This is a genomic window from Curtobacterium sp. SL109 (genome assembly GCF_026672405.1).
Taxonomy (GTDB): domain Bacteria; phylum Actinomycetota; class Actinomycetes; order Actinomycetales; family Microbacteriaceae; genus Curtobacterium.
On the sequence record NZ_JAPPRB010000002.1, the window covers coordinates 2,421,424 to 2,438,462 of the forward strand.

Annotated in this window: 17 protein-coding genes; 7 read left to right on the forward strand and 10 right to left on the reverse strand. The window is 69.0% G+C overall.

All coding sequences use genetic code 11. From position 1 onward, the window contains the following. Positions 1 to 28 precede the first annotated feature (28 nt). The 5 genes from OVA28_RS13035 to OVA28_RS13055 form a co-directional block, all read right to left on the reverse strand. Entirely contained in the window at positions 29 to 1,693 is a 1,665-nt protein-coding gene (locus OVA28_RS13035; protein WP_268097266.1) for an FAD-dependent oxidoreductase, read from the reverse strand. 36 nt (positions 1,694 to 1,729) lie between these two features. Next, positions 1,730 to 2,791, reverse strand: a complete 1,062-nt coding sequence (locus OVA28_RS13040; RefSeq protein ID WP_268097267.1) for a LacI family DNA-binding transcriptional regulator — start codon at positions 2,789 to 2,791, stop codon at positions 1,730 to 1,732. A 230-nt stretch (positions 2,792 to 3,021) separates the two neighbouring features. Continuing rightward, the gene (locus OVA28_RS13045; protein WP_268097268.1) at positions 3,022 to 3,255 is read right to left on the reverse strand and encodes a hypothetical protein; all 234 of its coding nucleotides are present in this window, start codon (positions 3,253 to 3,255) and stop codon (positions 3,022 to 3,024) included. 81 nt (positions 3,256 to 3,336) lie between these two features. Then, a complete protein-coding gene (locus OVA28_RS13050; protein ID WP_268097269.1) occupies positions 3,337 to 3,813 on the reverse strand; it encodes a phosphohydrolase in 477 nt (158 codons plus the stop codon). Positions 3,814 to 3,843: 30 nt separating this feature from the next. Then, positions 3,844 to 4,626 carry a hypothetical protein gene (locus OVA28_RS13055; protein ID WP_268097270.1) on the reverse strand — a complete coding sequence of 261 codons (783 nt, stop codon included), beginning with the start codon at positions 4,624 to 4,626 and terminating at the stop codon, positions 3,844 to 3,846. 247 nt (positions 4,627 to 4,873) lie between these two features. Between OVA28_RS13055 and OVA28_RS13060 the strand changes: the two genes are divergently transcribed. The 3 genes from OVA28_RS13060 to OVA28_RS13070 all read left to right on the forward strand — a co-directional run bounded on the left by OVA28_RS13060 (position 4,874) and on the right by OVA28_RS13070 (position 6,515). Beyond that, the gene (locus tag OVA28_RS13060; RefSeq protein ID WP_268097271.1) at positions 4,874 to 5,452 is read left to right on the forward strand and encodes a recombinase family protein; all 579 of its coding nucleotides are present in this window, start codon (positions 4,874 to 4,876) and stop codon (positions 5,450 to 5,452) included. A gap of 8 nt (positions 5,453 to 5,460) precedes the next feature. Then, on the forward strand, positions 5,461 to 5,913 hold the full coding sequence (locus tag OVA28_RS13065; RefSeq protein ID WP_268097272.1) for a hypothetical protein: 453 nt from the start codon (positions 5,461 to 5,463) through the stop codon (positions 5,911 to 5,913). Positions 5,914 to 6,191: 278 nt separating this feature from the next. Further along, on the forward strand, positions 6,192 to 6,515 hold the full coding sequence (locus OVA28_RS13070; RefSeq protein WP_268097273.1) for a hypothetical protein: 324 nt from the start codon (positions 6,192 to 6,194) through the stop codon (positions 6,513 to 6,515). A 218-nt stretch (positions 6,516 to 6,733) separates the two neighbouring features. On the opposite strand, the gene OVA28_RS13075 is transcribed toward OVA28_RS13070, so the two are convergent. The 3 genes from OVA28_RS13075 to OVA28_RS13085 form a co-directional block, all read right to left on the reverse strand. Continuing rightward, positions 6,734 to 8,089, reverse strand: a complete 1,356-nt coding sequence (locus OVA28_RS13075; RefSeq protein WP_268097274.1) for a fibronectin type III domain-containing protein — start codon at positions 8,087 to 8,089, stop codon at positions 6,734 to 6,736. Positions 8,090 to 8,852: 763 nt separating this feature from the next. Then, positions 8,853 to 9,533: a fibronectin type III domain-containing protein gene (locus OVA28_RS13080; protein ID WP_268097275.1), complete on the reverse strand. Its 681-nt coding sequence runs from the start codon at positions 9,531 to 9,533 to the stop codon at positions 8,853 to 8,855. Positions 9,534 to 9,608: 75 nt separating this feature from the next. Next, positions 9,609 to 10,637: a hypothetical protein gene (locus tag OVA28_RS13085; protein WP_268097276.1), complete on the reverse strand. Its 1,029-nt coding sequence runs from the start codon at positions 10,635 to 10,637 to the stop codon at positions 9,609 to 9,611. Positions 10,638 to 11,137: 500 nt separating this feature from the next. On the opposite strand from OVA28_RS13085, the gene OVA28_RS13090 reads away from it, so the two are divergent. Next, positions 11,138 to 11,647, forward strand: a complete 510-nt coding sequence (locus OVA28_RS13090; protein WP_268097277.1) for a hypothetical protein — start codon at positions 11,138 to 11,140, stop codon at positions 11,645 to 11,647. Between the two features lie 145 nt (positions 11,648 to 11,792). Here the strand turns inward: OVA28_RS13090 and OVA28_RS13095 are convergent, their stop codons facing one another. Together OVA28_RS13095 and OVA28_RS13100 are read right to left on the reverse strand one after the other, a co-directional pair. Next, the gene (locus OVA28_RS13095) at positions 11,793 to 12,791 is read right to left on the reverse strand and encodes a DMT family transporter (RefSeq protein ID WP_268097278.1); all 999 of its coding nucleotides are present in this window, start codon (positions 12,789 to 12,791) and stop codon (positions 11,793 to 11,795) included. Beyond that, positions 12,791 to 13,630 carry a DeoR/GlpR family DNA-binding transcription regulator gene (locus tag OVA28_RS13100; RefSeq protein ID WP_268097279.1) on the reverse strand — a complete coding sequence of 280 codons (840 nt, stop codon included), beginning with the start codon at positions 13,628 to 13,630 and terminating at the stop codon, positions 12,791 to 12,793. The genes OVA28_RS13095 and OVA28_RS13100 overlap by 1 nt, the downstream gene beginning before the upstream one ends. A 180-nt stretch (positions 13,631 to 13,810) precedes the next feature. Between OVA28_RS13100 and OVA28_RS13105 the strand changes: the two genes are divergently transcribed. Genes OVA28_RS13105 through OVA28_RS13115 form a run of 3 tightly spaced genes read left to right on the forward strand, consistent with a single transcriptional unit; the run spans position 13,811 to position 17,012 of the window. Then, complete coding sequence (locus OVA28_RS13105; protein WP_268097280.1) at positions 13,811 to 15,148, forward strand: extracellular solute-binding protein; 1,338 nt, start codon at positions 13,811 to 13,813, stop codon at positions 15,146 to 15,148. 8 nt (positions 15,149 to 15,156) lie between these two features. Continuing rightward, the gene (locus OVA28_RS13110; RefSeq protein WP_194660942.1) at positions 15,157 to 16,113 is read left to right on the forward strand and encodes a carbohydrate ABC transporter permease; all 957 of its coding nucleotides are present in this window, start codon (positions 15,157 to 15,159) and stop codon (positions 16,111 to 16,113) included. Next, entirely contained in the window at positions 16,113 to 17,012 is a 900-nt protein-coding gene (locus OVA28_RS13115; RefSeq protein WP_268097281.1) for a carbohydrate ABC transporter permease, read from the forward strand. Before OVA28_RS13110 ends, OVA28_RS13115 begins: the two co-directional genes overlap by 1 nt. The last annotated feature ends 27 nt before the right edge of the window (positions 17,013 to 17,039 follow it).

The following is a 17,039-nucleotide window of genomic DNA, read 5'->3' on the forward strand; positions in this document are numbered from 1 at the left end:
GGTTCGGGTGGGGAGTGCGGTGTGCGGGTCAGTAGCCCTGGACCTCGGGCCAGTGCCGTTCGACACCGGCGCGGTCGAGCTCTGCGGCGAACACGGTGAACCGGTCGTCATCTGCCTGGACGTCCTGCGGGTCGAGGCCGTGCTCGATGCAGTGCACCGCCAGGGCGCCGGCGACCTCGCCGACGTTCCACTCGACGGGGTGGAGCCGGTAGCAGCCGTTGGTGATGTGCGTCGTGCCGAGGTCCTTGCCCGCCGGCAGCAGGTTCCGGACCCGCTGTGGCACGAGGGCGCCGAGCGGGATCTCGAACGGCACGCTCGGCACGTCGACGTAGTTGTCGCCACCGGTCGACGGGTGCAGGTCGAGTCGGTAGCTGCCGACACCGACCGAGTCCCGGTACCGCGTGCGTCCGGTGACTCCGACGATCTCAGCCGCGACGTCCTGTTCGCGGATCGTCGTCACGGCCTTGATGCGGCGTGACTCGCGGATGTACGGCGCCTTCGCGAGGCCGTCCTCGCCGCCGGTGACGTCACCGCGCAGCTTCAGTCCCGGGAACCCGGTGCCGCCGTCGGCACGCGGGGCCTCGGTCTGCAGCCAGTACAGGACGGAGAGCGAGAGCTGCCGTGCTTCGTGCACGGCCTGTTCAGCGGTGGCGGAGTCGGCGGCGCGGTCCTCGCCTGTGCCGATGACCGGCTTGAGCCAGTAGTCGTTGAGCGGCCAGTTCACCAGGCAGATGTCCGAGTCGAACGCGCCCTCGGTGAACAGCTTGCGGGCGAGGATCCGGCGGAAGCCCCACAGCTCCTTGTCACCGGCGTCGGCGCTCTGGTCGGCGCTCACTGCGAGCGGGTCGGTGTCCGGGTTCGGCTCGAACGTCCGCGGGTGCGCCTCGAGGGTGCGCGGGTCGGGCGCCAGGAAGCCGAGCAGGGGCGCCGGCCAGAAGTCCGGCTGGTACGACCGCCAGAAGCCGTACATCGACGGCCGGTCGATCGTGTGGTCCTCGCCCTCGTGGTGGGACACGGCGAAGCAGAACGTGATGCCCTGCTGGTTGCCAGGCTGTGCCGTCTCGGGCGCGTGGGGTTCGTCGTGCTCGCTCCGGGCCTCCGCGCCGACCACGTGCTCGACCCCGGCCAGCGGCAGTACCTCGCCGGTCTCGGTCGCGTCGAGGACGAACGCGCCCACGAGGCGGGTGTGTCGGCCGTCCGGACTTTCCACGGTCACGTCGGTGCAGCGGTCACCGTCGGTTCCGGCCGCAACCGGTCGCTGCTCGAGCAGCACTGTCAGGCGACCCGCACTCCGGTACGGCTGCAGGAGCTCGTCGATGACCGCGACCGCGACGCGCGGCTCGTGGCACAGCTTGCTGACCCGCCCGGCACCCGGGTTGAGGTCCGGCAGCGCCGCGGCTTCCTGCCGGAGCGGGTAGACGCGGCGGTAGTGGTCACGGATCCCGTCCCGCAGCGCGCGGTAGCTCGCGGTGACGCCGAACTGCTCGACCCAGGGGTGCTCGTCCTGCGGTACCGCCTGGCTGGTGAGCTGGCCGCCGAGCCAGTCGGTCTCCTCGGTGAGGACGGCGGTGCGCCCGGACCGGCAGACGGCGATCGCTGCCGCGACGCCGCCGAGGCCGCCGCCGACGATCACGACGTCGGCGCGGATGATCCCATCGGGCGTGGACGGGCGCTCGGGAGTGGTGCTGGACATGGTGCTCCTGGGTGGTGTGGGCGGGGTCGGGAGGGGTCAGGCTGCGGGAGCGGCGAGCGTGCCGCCCGGTACGAGGCTGCAATCGAGGAGCTCTTGGACCGGTGCCGTGGCGAAGCTGCGCTCCGGGGCGGGCGTTCGCCGGGCCTCCAGGACGCCGGTGAGCGCCCGGACCGCGTGTGCACCGAGCTCGGTGCGGGGTGCGCGCAGTCTCGTGAAGTCGGCGGGGCCGTCGGCGGCCCTGTTGTGCTCGCCGAGGACGACCACCGACAGGTCGTCAGGGACGGATGTGCCATCTGCTGCGAGTTGCGCGTGCAGCTCGTGCGCGTCAGTCGGGTCCTCGACGAACACGACTGTCGGTCGGGAGGCACGGATCGCCGCCCACGCCTCCGTCACACTCCGGTCGGTGGTCACCTCTGCCTCGATGACGCTCGCGCCCACCTCGGAGGCAGCGGCGACGATGCCGGCGCGGCGGTCGCGGCTGGACTCCGCGTCCTGCGGCAGCCGGAGGAGGCCGACGCGCCGGTGCCCGAGGCCGAGTGCGCGGACGGCGAGGCTGTGGGTCGCGCTGGCGTAGTCGACCCCGACGTAGGGCACCCGACCGTCGGCGGCCTCCCGTCGGCCGATCGCGACGAACGGGTAGGCGGAGTCCATCAGCCGTTCGAGTTCGACGGGGTCCATCTCCCGACCGAGCAGGATGCAGCCGTCCGCGAGACGGAGCCGGTTCGACTCGTGGAAGAGCCGACGGCGACCGGCGACGACGGGGGTGCTCGTGAAGAGCAGCAGGTCGGCACCGACGCTCTCGGCGGCGCTCTCGATGCCGGTGAGCAGGGGCGTGTAGAAGTCCGACGACCGGCTCGGGAACGCCGGCTCGTACGTGAAGACCCCGATCAGCCCAGTGGCCGCGCCGACCAGGCTGCGGGCGACCGGGTTCGCCACGTAGGTGGTCTCGCGGATGACCTCGAGGACGCGGTCACGGGTGGCGGCTGGGATACGCCGGGCCTCGTCCGCCTTGCCGTTGAGCACGAGCGAAACGGTTGACTGGCTCACACCAGCCATGTCGGCGATCATGCGTTGGGTGACGCGCGTGGTCGTGCTCATGCGGTCTGTGCTCCCATCGGCTCGCCATCGAGGTGATACGTACGACGGTAGAGGAGAAAAGTCGCTCATACGTATGAGCAGGCGAAATGGGTTGAACTCGCTCCAAGAGCATGGCGAAACGCCATCAGGAACCCGGCCGGTGGGAGCCGGCCTTGCACGGCAACGCTGCTGGGACGAGTTGACGGCTCGACGGCTCGACGGTCAGCCCAGGTCTCCGGTGCGACCGTGTGTCACCGTGACGAGCGCGCTGCATGCCGGACACCCAGCAGTGCGACGCTGCCGAGGGCCACACCGACGACTCCGACGAGCAGTCCGAGCACCAGGACGATGCCTGCTCCGAAGTTCACGCCGGTACCCACTGGCGTGAACGCGGTCCACACGGTTCCCACAGCAGTCCCGATGAAGCCGATGGTGAGGGTGCTGAGCGCCCACGGTACCTCCGGGCGGTACTCGTTCGAGAGCACCAGTGAAGCATCGTCCCAGTGGATGCTCGCGTCGCGAGGAAGAACGGGTGTCCGAGGGACGATGAGCTGGAAGCGGAAGCGCTACCGCAGCACGCCGAACTCGTCGAGCACGTCGGCGAGCGTCGTCCCCAGCAGAGCGGCGGTCCGTTCGTACTTCTGCTGGAGCCGTGCGCGGGTGTCCTCGTCGGAGACCATCGCGAGCCGAGCCGGGTCACCGTTGTGGCTGACGTCCGCGCGCTTCACCCGGAGCGCGATGCCCGAGGGGTCGGCGACGACCCGAGCGATCGACTGCTCGAGCGTCTCACCGCGGCGCTTCGTCACCGCGTCGACAGCGAGGACCTGGTCCACGGTGAACCCCATCGCTCGGAGTTCGGCGAGGGTGATGGCGGTATCCTCGACGACGTCGTGGAGGAACCCGACGACCTGCTCGTCGTCGGTGGTGAGCCGTACCGCCACCGCGGTCGGATGCTCGATGTACGGTCGGCCGACCTTGTCCACCTGCCCGGCATGCGCCCGGGTCGCCACCTCGTGAGCCAGTCGCACCAGGTCCTTCGTCATGACCTCAGCGTGGCACGACCAGCCGACAGGTCAACGGCGAGAACCGACGACGCCGGACACTTCCGTTCCGTTCCCGTCCGGCCACCACACGGACACGGTCTGCCCGTCCTGGTCCCGGGGTGTCTGTTCGAACGCGGCGATGACTTGCTGCGCTTGCCGTCTCGTCGGGACGACCGCTGTCACCCCTGTTCCACCGACTTCCATCCGGTGGACGCCCGGGTGGTCCGTGACGACCCGCGCTGCCGTGGCGATGGTGGTGTCCGACGCTCCGAACTGTCCCGTCACGCCAGTGGACATCGACCAGTTCCTCGAAGTGCCGACGTACACCCACGTGTCCGCCGGGTTATCGAAGTGCGCCCGCAGCCAGGCCGTGGCAGCCTTCACCGATCCTGGAGTCCGGACACGGAGGGTCGTGGAGCCTCCGTCCACCTGCGTGACGGTCACCCCGGGCAGGGCCGCTGCCTCCGTCGCCACGCGGTACCCCTGGTCGTCCACCAGCAGCGGCGCAGCAGTTGGTGACGGTGTCGCACCGGACGGGTTTGACAGCTCCAGTTCCCACGCGGAGAGGTCGCCGCTTGCAGCAGCGCTGACCGTTCCCCTTGACGGTCCGAGTGCCGCGCGGACTGCGCGGACCTGCTCGAGCGTGAACCCGGATCGGACGTGCACGGTGAAGTCCGCCGACCACGGCGCCGTCCGCAGGTACTTGCGGGAGACGCAGTGGGAGTCGTCCGGCTGCCAGAACCGCGCGCACACCCGGGTCACGCCCGGCAGCGCTTCGAGATGAGACGACGACGGCGCGTACTCCGCTGTCACCGACGGTCCGGGTTCCAACGGGGCGCACCAGCCAGTGCCGGAGCAGCCGGAGAGGGTGGCCGCAACCGCTGCCCCCACAGCAGCGGCCGCGACCCACCGGATTCCCCACACAGGCAACACTGTGCCGCGGCCTGGTGCCAGCCGATGAGCCAGACGTGCGGATTGTGCACGAAAACACAGTCGGACCGAGACGATGGCCTCCACCTGCCGTGGCGGGATCCGGCCGTTCGGGTTCGAGAAGGACGGCATGACGATCCGCGAGTCAGAAGCGAAGATCATCCGCGAGTCCGCGAAATCGGTCCTCGCCGGGCGCACACTCGCCGCACTCACCCGGGAGCTTAACGAGCAGGGCGTGCAGACCTCCGACCGCTCGGGTGAGTGGAAGTACGGCGCACTACGCGACATGCTGATTCGGCCCCGCGATGCAGGCCTCCTCGCGCGCGGTCTGCCAGGCAAGTCCGGCCAGTCGTACGCCTATGAGGAAATCGGTCCCGCGTCCTGGGAGGCGATCATCCCCGAGCACGAGTGGCGCGCGATCGTGACGATGCTCACTGACCCCTCGCGGCGCAACAACCAGGGCAACGAGAAGAAGTGGCTTGGCTCGGTCTGTACCGCTGCGGCGTGCCGGTGCTTGGCGAGGACGGCGCCGAGCGCCCGTGCGGAGGCGTCCTCCGTGCGACGCCCCACGGAGGCACAGCCGTCCGCAAGTACGAGCGCCGGTACTTGTTCCGCTGCTCGTCATCCGCGCACCTCACGATCGGGCAGAAGCAGACCGACGAGCATGTGCGGAATGTGGTGGCCGAACTCGTCCGAGACCCACGAATAGTGGCCGCCATGAGCCCTGGTGACGCGCACCTCGCGGCCGACCGAGAGCGTCGAGTGGCGTTGACCGCGCGCCTCGAAGCGTTCGAGACGGACTACGCCCTCGGGAACATCACCGGGGGCCAGCTGCGGAAGTTCACCGAGCGCGTCGAGGGCGAGCTCGCGCATGTGGACGCGCGGCTCGCGCAGGGCATCAGCCGGTCCGCGTCGTCCGTGCTCCGCGCCGCAGACCCTGGCGCGGCGTTCCTCGAAGCCACGCTCGACGTCCAAAAATGTCGGGCGATTGCTGCTCGACGTTCCGGACCGGCCGGGGTGCGCTGCACCGTGTTCCAGGACCGAGTAGCTAGGGCGGACCGCGAGGGCTGGTACGAGAACGACTGCGTGCGCGCCGTCATCGACTGGGTGCGCTCGGTCGTCGTGCTCGGCTTCGAGGTACGGGGGCAGTCATCGCAAGCTCCTTGGTGAGGGTGCGGTTTCGCCATTGGTCGAAACAACACCTACCAGTACCGCGTCTGGAGGGGCGCGGGACAGTCGGCGGCGCTGGACACGACCGCCACCAGGGTCCTCACTCGACGGTCGCCGACACGCGGGACGGTCGGACAGGGACGACTGGTCCGACGACCTGCGGGAGTCGGTTGTCGGCGGCGACGGCGACAGCTCGCGGTCGTGGTCGGCGTCCGCTGCCGGGCCAGCGCGCGAAGCGCCACCGATACGCTGACGAGCAGGGGAGCAAGGGGGAGCTGATGACCGACGTCGTCCAACACCGGTCGAAGGCGTGGCTGCGGGGATGGCTTGCCATCTCAGGGCCGGCGTCCGTCGTCCTCAGCGTGCTGATCGTGTTCGCTTCCCGGAACTTCACCATCTACATCGCGACGATGCTGTTGCAGTTCTGGGCCCTCGCCGGCTGCGTCCTCGGCATCGCTGCAACAGTCGTCGGCGTCCAAGACCGAAAGCAGACACGGCCGTTATCGGTACCCGGCGCCGTCATCGGTGCTGCCGGAACACTCCTCTGTGTCGCGGAGCTCGGCTTCGCGGGCTATGTCTTCGTCGCCCTCAGCCAACTCTGACACCACACCCCGAATGGTTCCACTCGCAGGTGCACTCGTTGAGAACCGCCGGTGATGCCAATGATTCCTTCGTCGCCCCGAACGCGTTTGCCACGCCGTGACGCTGAACGTCTCCGCTATTCACCCGCTTCATCTCAGCACGCGGAGAAGCCCCGCACGTCCACAATCGGTACGCCTGACGAGACGTCGACCGACCGAGGTCGTGCGGGGCTTTGGTGTTAGATGACGACCAGTCGCGAGATCTGCCCGCTGTTCACCTGCTGCGCAGCTCCGCCGCCTGCGGGGACTCTCCAGAGACCCGGGGTGGGTCCGGTGTCCACGTTGAAGAACACGTCTCCTGCTGTGTCCGCGACGCCGATCCAGGGGCCTCGACCGCCGGCTGTGACTCCAGTGACGGGCGTTGTGGTGGCCGCGCCGCCCGCGGTGAGCTTGAGGACGTCGGGGATGCTCCGGTCAACGTCGCAGGCACCCGACCCGCTGTACTCGCCCTGGAGGGTGCACCATTCCTTGGACTGCAGGAGGAAGAACGCGGAGCTGTTGACGGCCGCGTACTGGAACGCGGTCCGCGGTTCGATCCTCGTCTGCTCTGTCGCGCCGGACTTCAGGAGCAACCACTGCCACGCGCCTGCACCGCCGGAGGGGCGTTGGTTGATGTACAGGTCACCGCCGGGACCGACGAGGATCGCTGTGGGGTTGCCCACGTACGAAGTGCTGGTGCCCACCAGCGTGCGGCTCGTGACCACTGACCCCTTCCTCGTTCCGACGGTGAATCGTCCCAAGGTGCCGCCGACGGTTGCAACTGTGCCGTCACCTCCAACTGCCCACATCGGGTCTGTCGTTGCCGGTCCGGAGAATCCCGCCGGAGTCGGTGACGTACCGGTCCCGGGTGCCGTGCCCAGAGTCTGAGCTGCGGGGATCGTGCTGATGGGTCCGCCCGGTGTCTTCCAGTAGATGTTCCCCGCGTCGTCGGAGCGGAGGTCAGCGGTGAGCTGCAGCCCGGTGGCCACTGTCCTCGCAGGGCTTCCGTCTCCCGGGTAGGCGACGATCGAGGTCAGGTCGGCCGAGGGGACGAAGACGTCTCCTCGCTTGTTCGCGGTGAAGCCGACACCGGTGGTGGTGACGGTCGTCGCCGGTCCAACGCCGGTGGTCGGGTACTGAAGGACCTCACCGGTCGCGGTGAGCGCGAACAAGGACTGCTCCTGCTGCACAGGTCGAGACGGCGTGTACTTCACGGTGACGGGCGCACTCGATGCTCGCCCGGCGACTGCCCGCACCGCGAACGTGTACGTCTTACCGGTCGTCAGGGCTCCGAAGTCGTCGGTCCGAGCCGATGCTGGGAGCTGGTCCACGCCGTGGTGCGGTTGCCGCTCCGCGGGGGTGATGGTGACCGTGTACCCGGTGACCTTCACCCGCCCAGAGGGTGCACCCCAGCTGACGTCAGCGGTCGTCGCGGAACCGCTCACTTGAACGGCGGTTGGCACACCCGGTGCAGCCGGCGGCGCCGCATGCGCCGGAGCAGCACCCCCGATGATGAGAGCCGTCGCTGCGGCGACGGTGAGTACGGCTTTGTACATGAGTTCCCCTTTTCACCTCGAACTTCCTAGTCCGAGTTCCGCTCATCAAACTGGCTCGAGCGCATTCGTAGAGCGGTGCGGGACAGAACGGCGGGAAAGGGTGCGGCAGCCCGCACGAGGAACCTCTCGTTCATTCCCGTGGGGGCCGACGGTGCTCCGCGCCTCACCGCATTGCACTGATCCACGCCAACGCCAAAACGCGGACGCAATCGTCGTGAAGGTCGCAGTCGCCCTGCTGACCGTTGCCTCGCTGTTGCTCGCCCTCTTCGGCCGTCCCGGCCGCGAGCGCACGTCGGCCAGCTGCTACCTCGGCTCCTCGGGGAAGGCGCCCCTGTTGCTGTTCTCAGACTGCACGACTGCGTCCACGCGGAGCCATCCGGGCATGCACCGCTCCGACGACGACGCGACGACGACATGGAAGGTCCAGGACGGCGTCACAGCTGTGAAGGTGAACCACGTCCTCGACTCCGACATCACCGCGAAGGTCGACGAGACCTCGTCCGCGCACAGGAGAGTCGGCAGCACACCCACCGACCAGGAAGACACGACCGTCGCAGAACAGCATCGCATCGAGGTCTGCAGACTCGGCGTCATCCGACTGACGCACCTCCACGAGAAGCGCATGACCTGGATCGGCGCCGCCGGCCTCGGAGCAGGATCTGAAGTCACCGACCACGACACAGCGACCGCAGGCGCTTGGCCGTGCGACGCAGGGGAAGCCCGGACCACCTCACGTGGCCGGGGCGTTCACTCAGTTCTGCAGCTACTCGACGGTCACCGCGACGGAGTAGGACGCCTTGCCCTCCCCAGCCGCGTTGACCGGGGTGACGTAGACGAACCCGTTGCCAGCGGGCACGCCGGTGAGTGTCAGCGGCGGGCTGGTGATACCCGTGACCTCCGTGTGGCTGTCAGAGAGGGTGTAACTGGTGGGAAGCCCACCGTTGTTCGCCGACGGGGTGAACGACACCGTGATCGTCCCCGGGCCCGACGTGACAGCCGTGATGGTCGGCCGACTCGGCGCCGTCACCAGCGCCGGTGCCGACCCGAACCGGGCAGTGGCCGGCTTGCTGACGTTCCCAGCAGCGTCGACGCTGAACAACAGCACCGTGTACTGCTGTCCCGAAGGAACGGACGGGACCGTGGCGGTCGTACCGGAGACGGTCAGCGGTGTCCCGCTCTGCGCGGTGGCACTCGCGCCGGTGCCCTGCACGAGCCGTGCGACGACGGTCTTCGCGTCTTTCGAGGCGGAGGCCTTCCAGGTGACCTTTCGCGGTATGGTCGCGGACACCTTCGCAGCGGTCGGCGCCGCGGGCGCAGTCACGTCGGAGCGGGCCTGCCACTTCAGCGTCCCGGCCTGCGGGATCTTGTCGAAGCAGTACTGGGTGAAGGACATGTCGGCCGTGTCCGGGAGGCCGGTGACCGGGTCGTTCATGAACTGCTTCACCGTCTCGGTACCGGTGGTGTCGCAGCCGCTGGAGTTGACGGTGGTGAGGACTTCGTAGTCTCCGGCGGCTGAGGTCTATGTGGTCTTCCTGGTGCCGACCGCGAGCGGCTGGCGATAGGGGCCCTCGACATGGACACTGATGGCGCTGCCGGAGCCGTCGAGGCGGTCAGCGTTGAACGTCCAGCCGTAGCCGGCCGCTCCGACGGTCATCGCGGTGTTCGAGCTGTTCACGCTCGTCGTCTTGCCCTTGTTGACCATGTCCTTCCCGGAGGACGTGATGCTGGTCGTGCCGAGGTACGCCGCTCCGGTCAACGGCACAGCTCTGGTCGCCGTGCCGATCTTCATCGTGACTGTCGCGGTCAACGGACCGGCGGTCTTCGGCGCGAACCCGATCCTGAAGGTGCATCCTGCGCCGGCGGCGAGAGTGGTGCGGCAGGTGCTGCTCGTGACGGAGAACGACGAAGCGTTGATGCCGGTGACCGAAGGTGATCCGAGAGCGACCGTGGTCGTCCCCGTGTTGTGTACCGTCTCGACCTGCTCCGCGGGCTTCGCCAGGCCGATGAACGTCTTCTTGAAGGAGAAGCTATTCGCGCCGAGCACGACGGTGCCCGCCGTGTCCTCTCCGAAGTGGAACTCGCCGACGCCCGGAACGAGCGCGTCGAATCGGCTGATGGTGCCGTCGGTGGGGTTGGAGGCAACGTCGAGGATGTCGAACGCGCCGTAGACGTAGTCCCCGTTGATCGTCAGGGTCGGGACTGCCGCGAAGTCAGCCTGCTGCGGCCCGACGAGTCGGAACGAGCCAGCGGCGAGGGGTTTTCCGTCCGGTGGCGTGAGCGTGAACGATGCGGTCGATGTCGGTGACATCGTCATCCGCGCGTCGATGCCGCGCGCCGTGTCAGCGACGAGGCGTTGCACGTTCGTCCCGTCGGCGAACAGCGGTGTGCCGCGGTCGGCGAGGTTCGGCGACAGGATCTGCAGCACTCCACCGGTCCCGATCGGTGTCGGTGCGGAAGCTGACGCTGCTTGAAGTCCCGTGAGCCCCAGGCCACTGGCGATGAGAAGCGTGGCAGCAGTCAGCGCCGCCGCGCGGTTGAAGCGCTGCATGTGTGGTCCGTTCTGGTCCCCAGGTCAGTCCCGGCCCGGAACGACCACCGTGACGCTACCCGGGCGCCCGACCTCGTGGACCACCCGATGCGAGAACACGCATGGCTCGACGGTGTTCCGCGCACAGGGCCGGTGCGGGGCAGACGCGTCGTTGAGCGACCTCGCCATGCTCATCGACTTCGGACGCCGGACCGCGACCACGGGGAACACACTGCCTGAGCCCCAGGGTCGTCGAGTGCGACTGCGACTGCGTCGCATGGCATTGGGGTCCCACGCGCTGGTCCTGCCTGACCCTGCTCAACGGGATCCGCGTCATCAACGTCGGATGACTCCCGCAGAGTCCACTCATGAGTCAGTACGGACCCATCAGGATCGTCGGCGACGAGAACAGCTGGCGCTACGACACCATCCCAGGAAGTAGCGGCCGTTGCACCTGTCAGGATCGGCCCCCGTCGAGACATTCCTCAGTGAAGGGCCAACAACCACCAGGGGGAATCACCATGCGTCGTCTCATCATCGCCACCACCGCAGTACTCACCGTCGCCGCGGCACTCACCGGCTGCACATCGTCAACGCCGGACCAAGTGCCGACCGCGACGAAGACCGCATCGATCACACCCACTCCGAAGGCAGCCGTGACGGCCACGCCGACCGCCACTCCGAAGGCAGTCGCGACCCCTGCTCCGGCGCCAGCCTCAGCGGTGACCGAGGCCGCCGTCACCGACCCGACGGCGGCTGAACCGCCGACCACGGCAGCTCCGGCACCCACTCGGTCCGCGCTCGCACAGCACGTCTACGACCAGTGCAACGTCGGAGCAGCAGACGCAGGTGTCCGCCTCGTCTTCACCGAGCACCCATCCGGGTACACCTCCGACGACAGGTACCTGCTCATCTACCCGTTCGCGTTCCTCGACGGCCACTCCGACCCGTACGCCATGTACAACTGCGCCCTCACCGACGACACCGTCACGTCCACCTTCCTCGGCGGCGGACTCACTGACAGTCACTGACACGAAGCGGGGAACAGCTCCCTCGCGCGCCCCGGGTCGAGCTCGCATGCAGTGCCATCCGCCGGCGGGGCGTTCACCTGGGAGCAGGAGTCTCGCCAGGGCGAAACGACGCTGTGGACTCCCGTCGGGCGCCGACGCCGACCTCCTACCCGGAGGCGGGCCTGCGACGGATCACGAGGGCCATGCCGACGACGGTGACGAGGACGCCGACGAACTGCGCGGGAACAGGGACGGACGCCAGGTGGAGCAGCGCCGACCCGACCCCGACCAGCGGTGGGACGGCCAGGCCGAGCAGCGCCGCGTAGGACGCCCCCGCGGTCAGGATCAGGCGGTGCTGCAGGAGGTACACGGGCACGTAGACGACGACGCCGAGCACCGCGAGCATCCCGACGACGTTCCAGCTCACCCGCTCCCCGCCGATGATCGCGGTGGCGGCCCAGAGCACCAGCGGGATGCTCCCGACCGCGAAGACCGGAAGGATCCGCGGCGCCATGGGACCGACGTGTCGGCGGTTGACCCGCGCGAAGAAGACCCCGTAGAAGGCCATCGACCCCATGGCGGCGAGCGCGAACACGGTGCCGATGACGACGTCTCCTCCGAGTGTGCCGCCCAGGCGGGGCAGCACGTACAGGAGCGCCCCGCCGATCGCCAGCACGGTGCCGACACACGTGGACAGTGGCGGCGCAGTCCGGGCCATGACGCTCTCGGCGATGAGCACGGCGGCTGGGGTCAACGCCATGACGAGGGTCGGGAGGACGGGTCCGGCGAACCCGATCGCCACCGTGGAGAACACCGTGTAGGCGCTGACTCCCGAGAGCGCCAGGAGGACGAGCTGCCACCAGCGGTACGGGTCGGTGGCACTGCGGACGTCGGGGGCAGACGTCCTCGCCGCGGTGGTCGCCGCCCGTGCCGACAGCCACCCGCTCAGGGCCACGAGCCCGCCGACGGTGAAGACCGTCCGACCGGCGGAGACGACGGCCGTGCTCGCCTCGTGCAGTGATGCACCGACGATGAGCCAGGTGGAGGCGAGGAGCACGACCAACGCACTCGAACGCCAGAGGAGGTCGAGCCGACGACGAGGGTCGCGCCCGGGAGCGGGAGCGGGAGCGGACGCCGACGGGGACGTCGTCGTGGTGCGTCGCATCAGTCCGTCGCCCGCGACCGACGCTCGACCACGTGCACCCGCACCCCGAGCTCGGCGATCCGTTCGAGCTCCGCCGGGTCGGCCCCGTCGTCCGTGACCAGGTCGTGGACACCACGCATGCCGACCACGGGTGCCAGCGTCGTCCGGCCGATCTTGGACGAGTCGGCCACGACGATGGTCCGCTGCGCGTTGCCGATCATCGCCGCGTTCGTCCTGGCCTCGGTCTCGTCGTGGGTGGTGGCACCGCCCGCGGCGCTCACCCCGTCCATGCCGACGATGGCCGCCCCGACGTTCATCGCCGCGAAGGCGTTCTCGGCCAGCACGCCGACGAGTTCGAACGAGTGCGGCCGGATGGTGCCCCCGGTCATCACGACGCGCAGGTTCGGTCGGGCACCGATCTCACTGGCGGTCGTGAGCGAGTTCGTCACGATGGTCAGGCCGTTCCGGAACACGAGGGACCGGGCGACGCTCGCCGCCGTGGTGCCGCCGCCGATCGCCACGGCGAAGGGTCCGTCGGGCAGGAGTGCGGCTGCGGCTCGTCCGATGCGCTGCTTCACCCCGCGCGACCGCCCCTCCCGCAGGCGGACCGGGATCTCCGAGGTCGGCAGCGCGATCCGCGCGCCGCCGTGCGTCCGCGCGAGCAGTCCCTGCTGCTCGAGGTCGGCGAGGTCGCGGCGGGCGGTCGCGGGGGAGACCCCGAGCGTGGTGACGAGGTCCTGCAGGGTCACGGCGCCCTGGTCGGTGAGGAGCTCGAGGATCGCGAGCATGCGGCGGGACCGCTTGCCCGAGCCCGAGGCCGGAGACGCCGACACGAGGGCGGAGGCGGAGTCGTCGACCATGAGATCGAGCGTAGCGGTCAGTCATTCTGATCGTTTCGCTCGGAATGCTGGTCGAATCGCGGCCGAGGTTCCAGGATTCCTGAGCATGACCCGTGTCCCCTCCACCGGCGCCGGCAGCGTTGTGCTCCCCGCGACCGCTGCTGGCCGACCTGCTCTGATGCGATGACGAAGGAGTCCGCAGTGACACGAACAGGAACCCGCCGCGCCCCCGCCAGTCGTCGCCGTGCGCGGTGGATCGCCGCGGCCGCTGTCCTCGCGGTGACCGCGTCCGCACTCGCCGGCTGCGCCACCCGGGGAGCGACCACCCTCGACACGGAGGCGCCGGTGCACCTCACGATGTGGTCGGGGCAGAGCGACCAGGCCGAGAAGCTGCTGCAGGCCCTCGTCGACGAGTACGAGCGCGATCACCCGAACGTGACGATCGACATGTCGCCAGGCGCCTCCTCGACGGACGAGCTCCTGCAGAAGCTCGCCGCGTCGTTCGCGGGCAACGACTCGCCGGACATCTCGTACACCTTCGGGTCGTGGGCGAGCCAGCTGGAGCGGTCGGACCGCACGCTCGACCTCCGCGAGACCGTCGCCGAACCGGCCGTGCACTGGGACGAGTTCACCGCCGCTGCCCGCAACACCGCGCAACCGACCGGTCGCAAGGTGATCGGGTTCCCGGCGGTGGTGGACAACATCTCGCTGCTCTACAACACCGAGGTCTTCGACCGCGCCCACGTCGCGTACCCGACGGCGGACTGGACGTGGGCGGACTTCCGGAAGGCCGCGAAGCAGCTCACCGACAAGGACAGCAACACGTTCGGCTACGGCTACTCCGTGTCCGGCAGCGAGGAGACCACCTGGCAGATGTGGCCGCACCTCTGGCAGAACGGCGGGTCGATCCTGTCGAAGGACGGCAAGCGGGCCGCGTTCGACTCCCGGGCCGGGGTGGAGTCGCTCGGCTTGCTCCGCGACATGGCCGTCAAGGACAAGAGCGTGTACCTCGACCAGACGGACACGAAGTTCGCGCAGCTGTTCGAGAGCGACCGGATCGGCATGATCACCTCCGGACCGTGGGAGCTCTCCGCCCTGAAGACCGCCGGCACGTCCTACGGCGTCGTCCAGCTCCCCGGGACCGACGGCGACCACCAGACCGTGTCCGGTCCCGACCTCTGGACCCTCTTCGACAACCACGACGTGAACCGCGCCCACTGGGCGACGGACTTCACCACGTGGCTGACCGCGAAGGAGCAGGACGAACGCTTCAACGTCGCGGTGGGCAACCTGCCGCTGCGCTCCAGCGAAGCGACCAGCGAGGCGTTCCTGCGGCAGGCGAAGACCCTCCCCGGACTCGACGTCATGCAGGCCAACTCCGCGAACGCGAAGCAGACCAGGCCGACCGTCCCCGGTTACAACGGCCTGTCCGAGGCGTTCGGCAACGCCGTCGCTCACGTGCTCCAGGGCGAGGGCACCCCGAAGACCGCCCTGCGGCAGGCGAGCGTCGCCGCCGACAAGGCACTCCGCCAAGGCTAGGAGGACCCATGACCACGTTCGCACTCCGCCCCACCGAACCCGCGAAGCGCCCGGACGACCCCGGGACGCCACGACGTCGCCGTCGGTCCGCCGCGTCCGTCCGCGAAGGACTCGCCGGGTGGGGCTTCGTCGGCCCGGCACTGCTCATCGTGCTCGGACTCACCGTCTTCCCCGGGGTGTGGGCCCTGCTCCTGTCGTTCCAGAGCTGGGACGGCTTCAGCCCGGCGACCTTCATCGGCGGGCAGAACTACGCCGACCTGGTGACCGACGAGGGCGTCCGCGCCGCCGTCGTGCACACGGTCCTCTACACCGTGCTCTTCGTGCCGGCCTCGTTGCTCCTCGGACTGGCCCTCGCCGTCGCCCTGAACCGGCGCATCCGCTTCATCGGGCTCTACCGCACCGCGATCTTCGTGCCGTTCGTCGCCTCGGCAGCCGCCACCGGCATCCTGACCACCTACCTGTTCAGCCCGCAGTTCGGCATCGTGAACAACGTGCTGCGGGTCCTGCACCTGCCGCAGCAGGGCTGGCTGGAGGACCGCGGCGAGGCCATGCTCGTGATCGTCGTCATGTCGCTCTGGGGCCAGGCCGCCTTCACGACCGTGATCTACCTCGCAGCGCTGCAGGACGTCCCGGGAGACGTCATCGAGGCGGCCCGGATCGACGGCGCGAACGCGTGGCAGACCTTCTGGCGGGTGGTCTGGCCGCACCTCGGCCCGGTCACCGCGTTCGTCGCGATCTACCAGACCCTCCAGGCGGTGCAGCTCTTCGACCTCGTCTACGCCACCACCCGCGGCGGCCCCCTCGACGCCACGCAGACCATCGTCTACTACCTCTGGAAGACCGCGTTCCAGAACCTCCAGTTCGGCTACGGCTCGGCGATCGCGTACGGGATGTTCTTCGTCACGCTCCTCGCCACCGTCGTCGTCACGCTCGTGCAGCGCCGCGCAGGAAGGACCCCCTCCTGATGTCCACCGAGACCCAGGTCCTCGACACCCCGCTCCGACAGGGGGTCGTGACGGCCTCCCGTGCGGACGGCACCGTCCGCCGCCGCCGCTGGCCCTTCAGCCCGTGGCACCTGCTGCTCCTGCCGGTGTCGCTGCTCTTCCTGCTGCCGTTCGTCGAGATGTTCCTGACGTCCGTCGAACCGGCGTCGGAGATCAACAGGTTCCCGCCGTCGTTCATCCCGACGCAGTTCACGCTCAGTGGGTACGCGCGGCTCTTCGCCGACTCGGACATCCTGCACTGGCTGCTGAACACGGTGATCGTCTCGGCGTCGGCCATCGTGTCCCACCTCGTGCTCTGCTCACTCGCCGGCTACGGCTTCGCGCGGTTGCGGTTCCCGGGGCGCACGTTCGGTTTCCTCGCGATCCTGGCGACGATCATGATCCCGTCGCAGCTGCTGATGATCCCGACGTACGTGATGTTCGCGCGGCTGCACCTGGTCGACCACCTCGGCGCCGCGATCGTCCCGTGGCTCGCGTCCGCGTTCGGGATCTTCCTGATGCGCCAGTTCTTCCTGTCGCTGCCGGCGGAGCTCGAGGAGGCGGGGATGATCGACGGCTGCAACCGGCTGCAGGTCTTCTTCCGCATCGTGCTGCCGCTCGCACGCCCGGCCCTGGCGACCCTGGCGATCTTCACCCTGCTGGGCTCATGGAACGACCTGGTCTGGCCGCTCGTCGCCATCAACAACGACCACGCCTTCACGCTGCAGCTCGGTATCACCAACTTCCAGGGGTCCAGGAGGACCGACTGGTCGTTGCTCATGGCGGGGAACGTCGTCGCGACGCTCCCGCTCATCCTGCTGTTCCTGGTCGCCCAGAAGCAGTTCGTCGCGACCATGGCGTCGGCGGGCCTCAAGGGCTGACCGCCCGGCGAGCCCCACCACACGTCA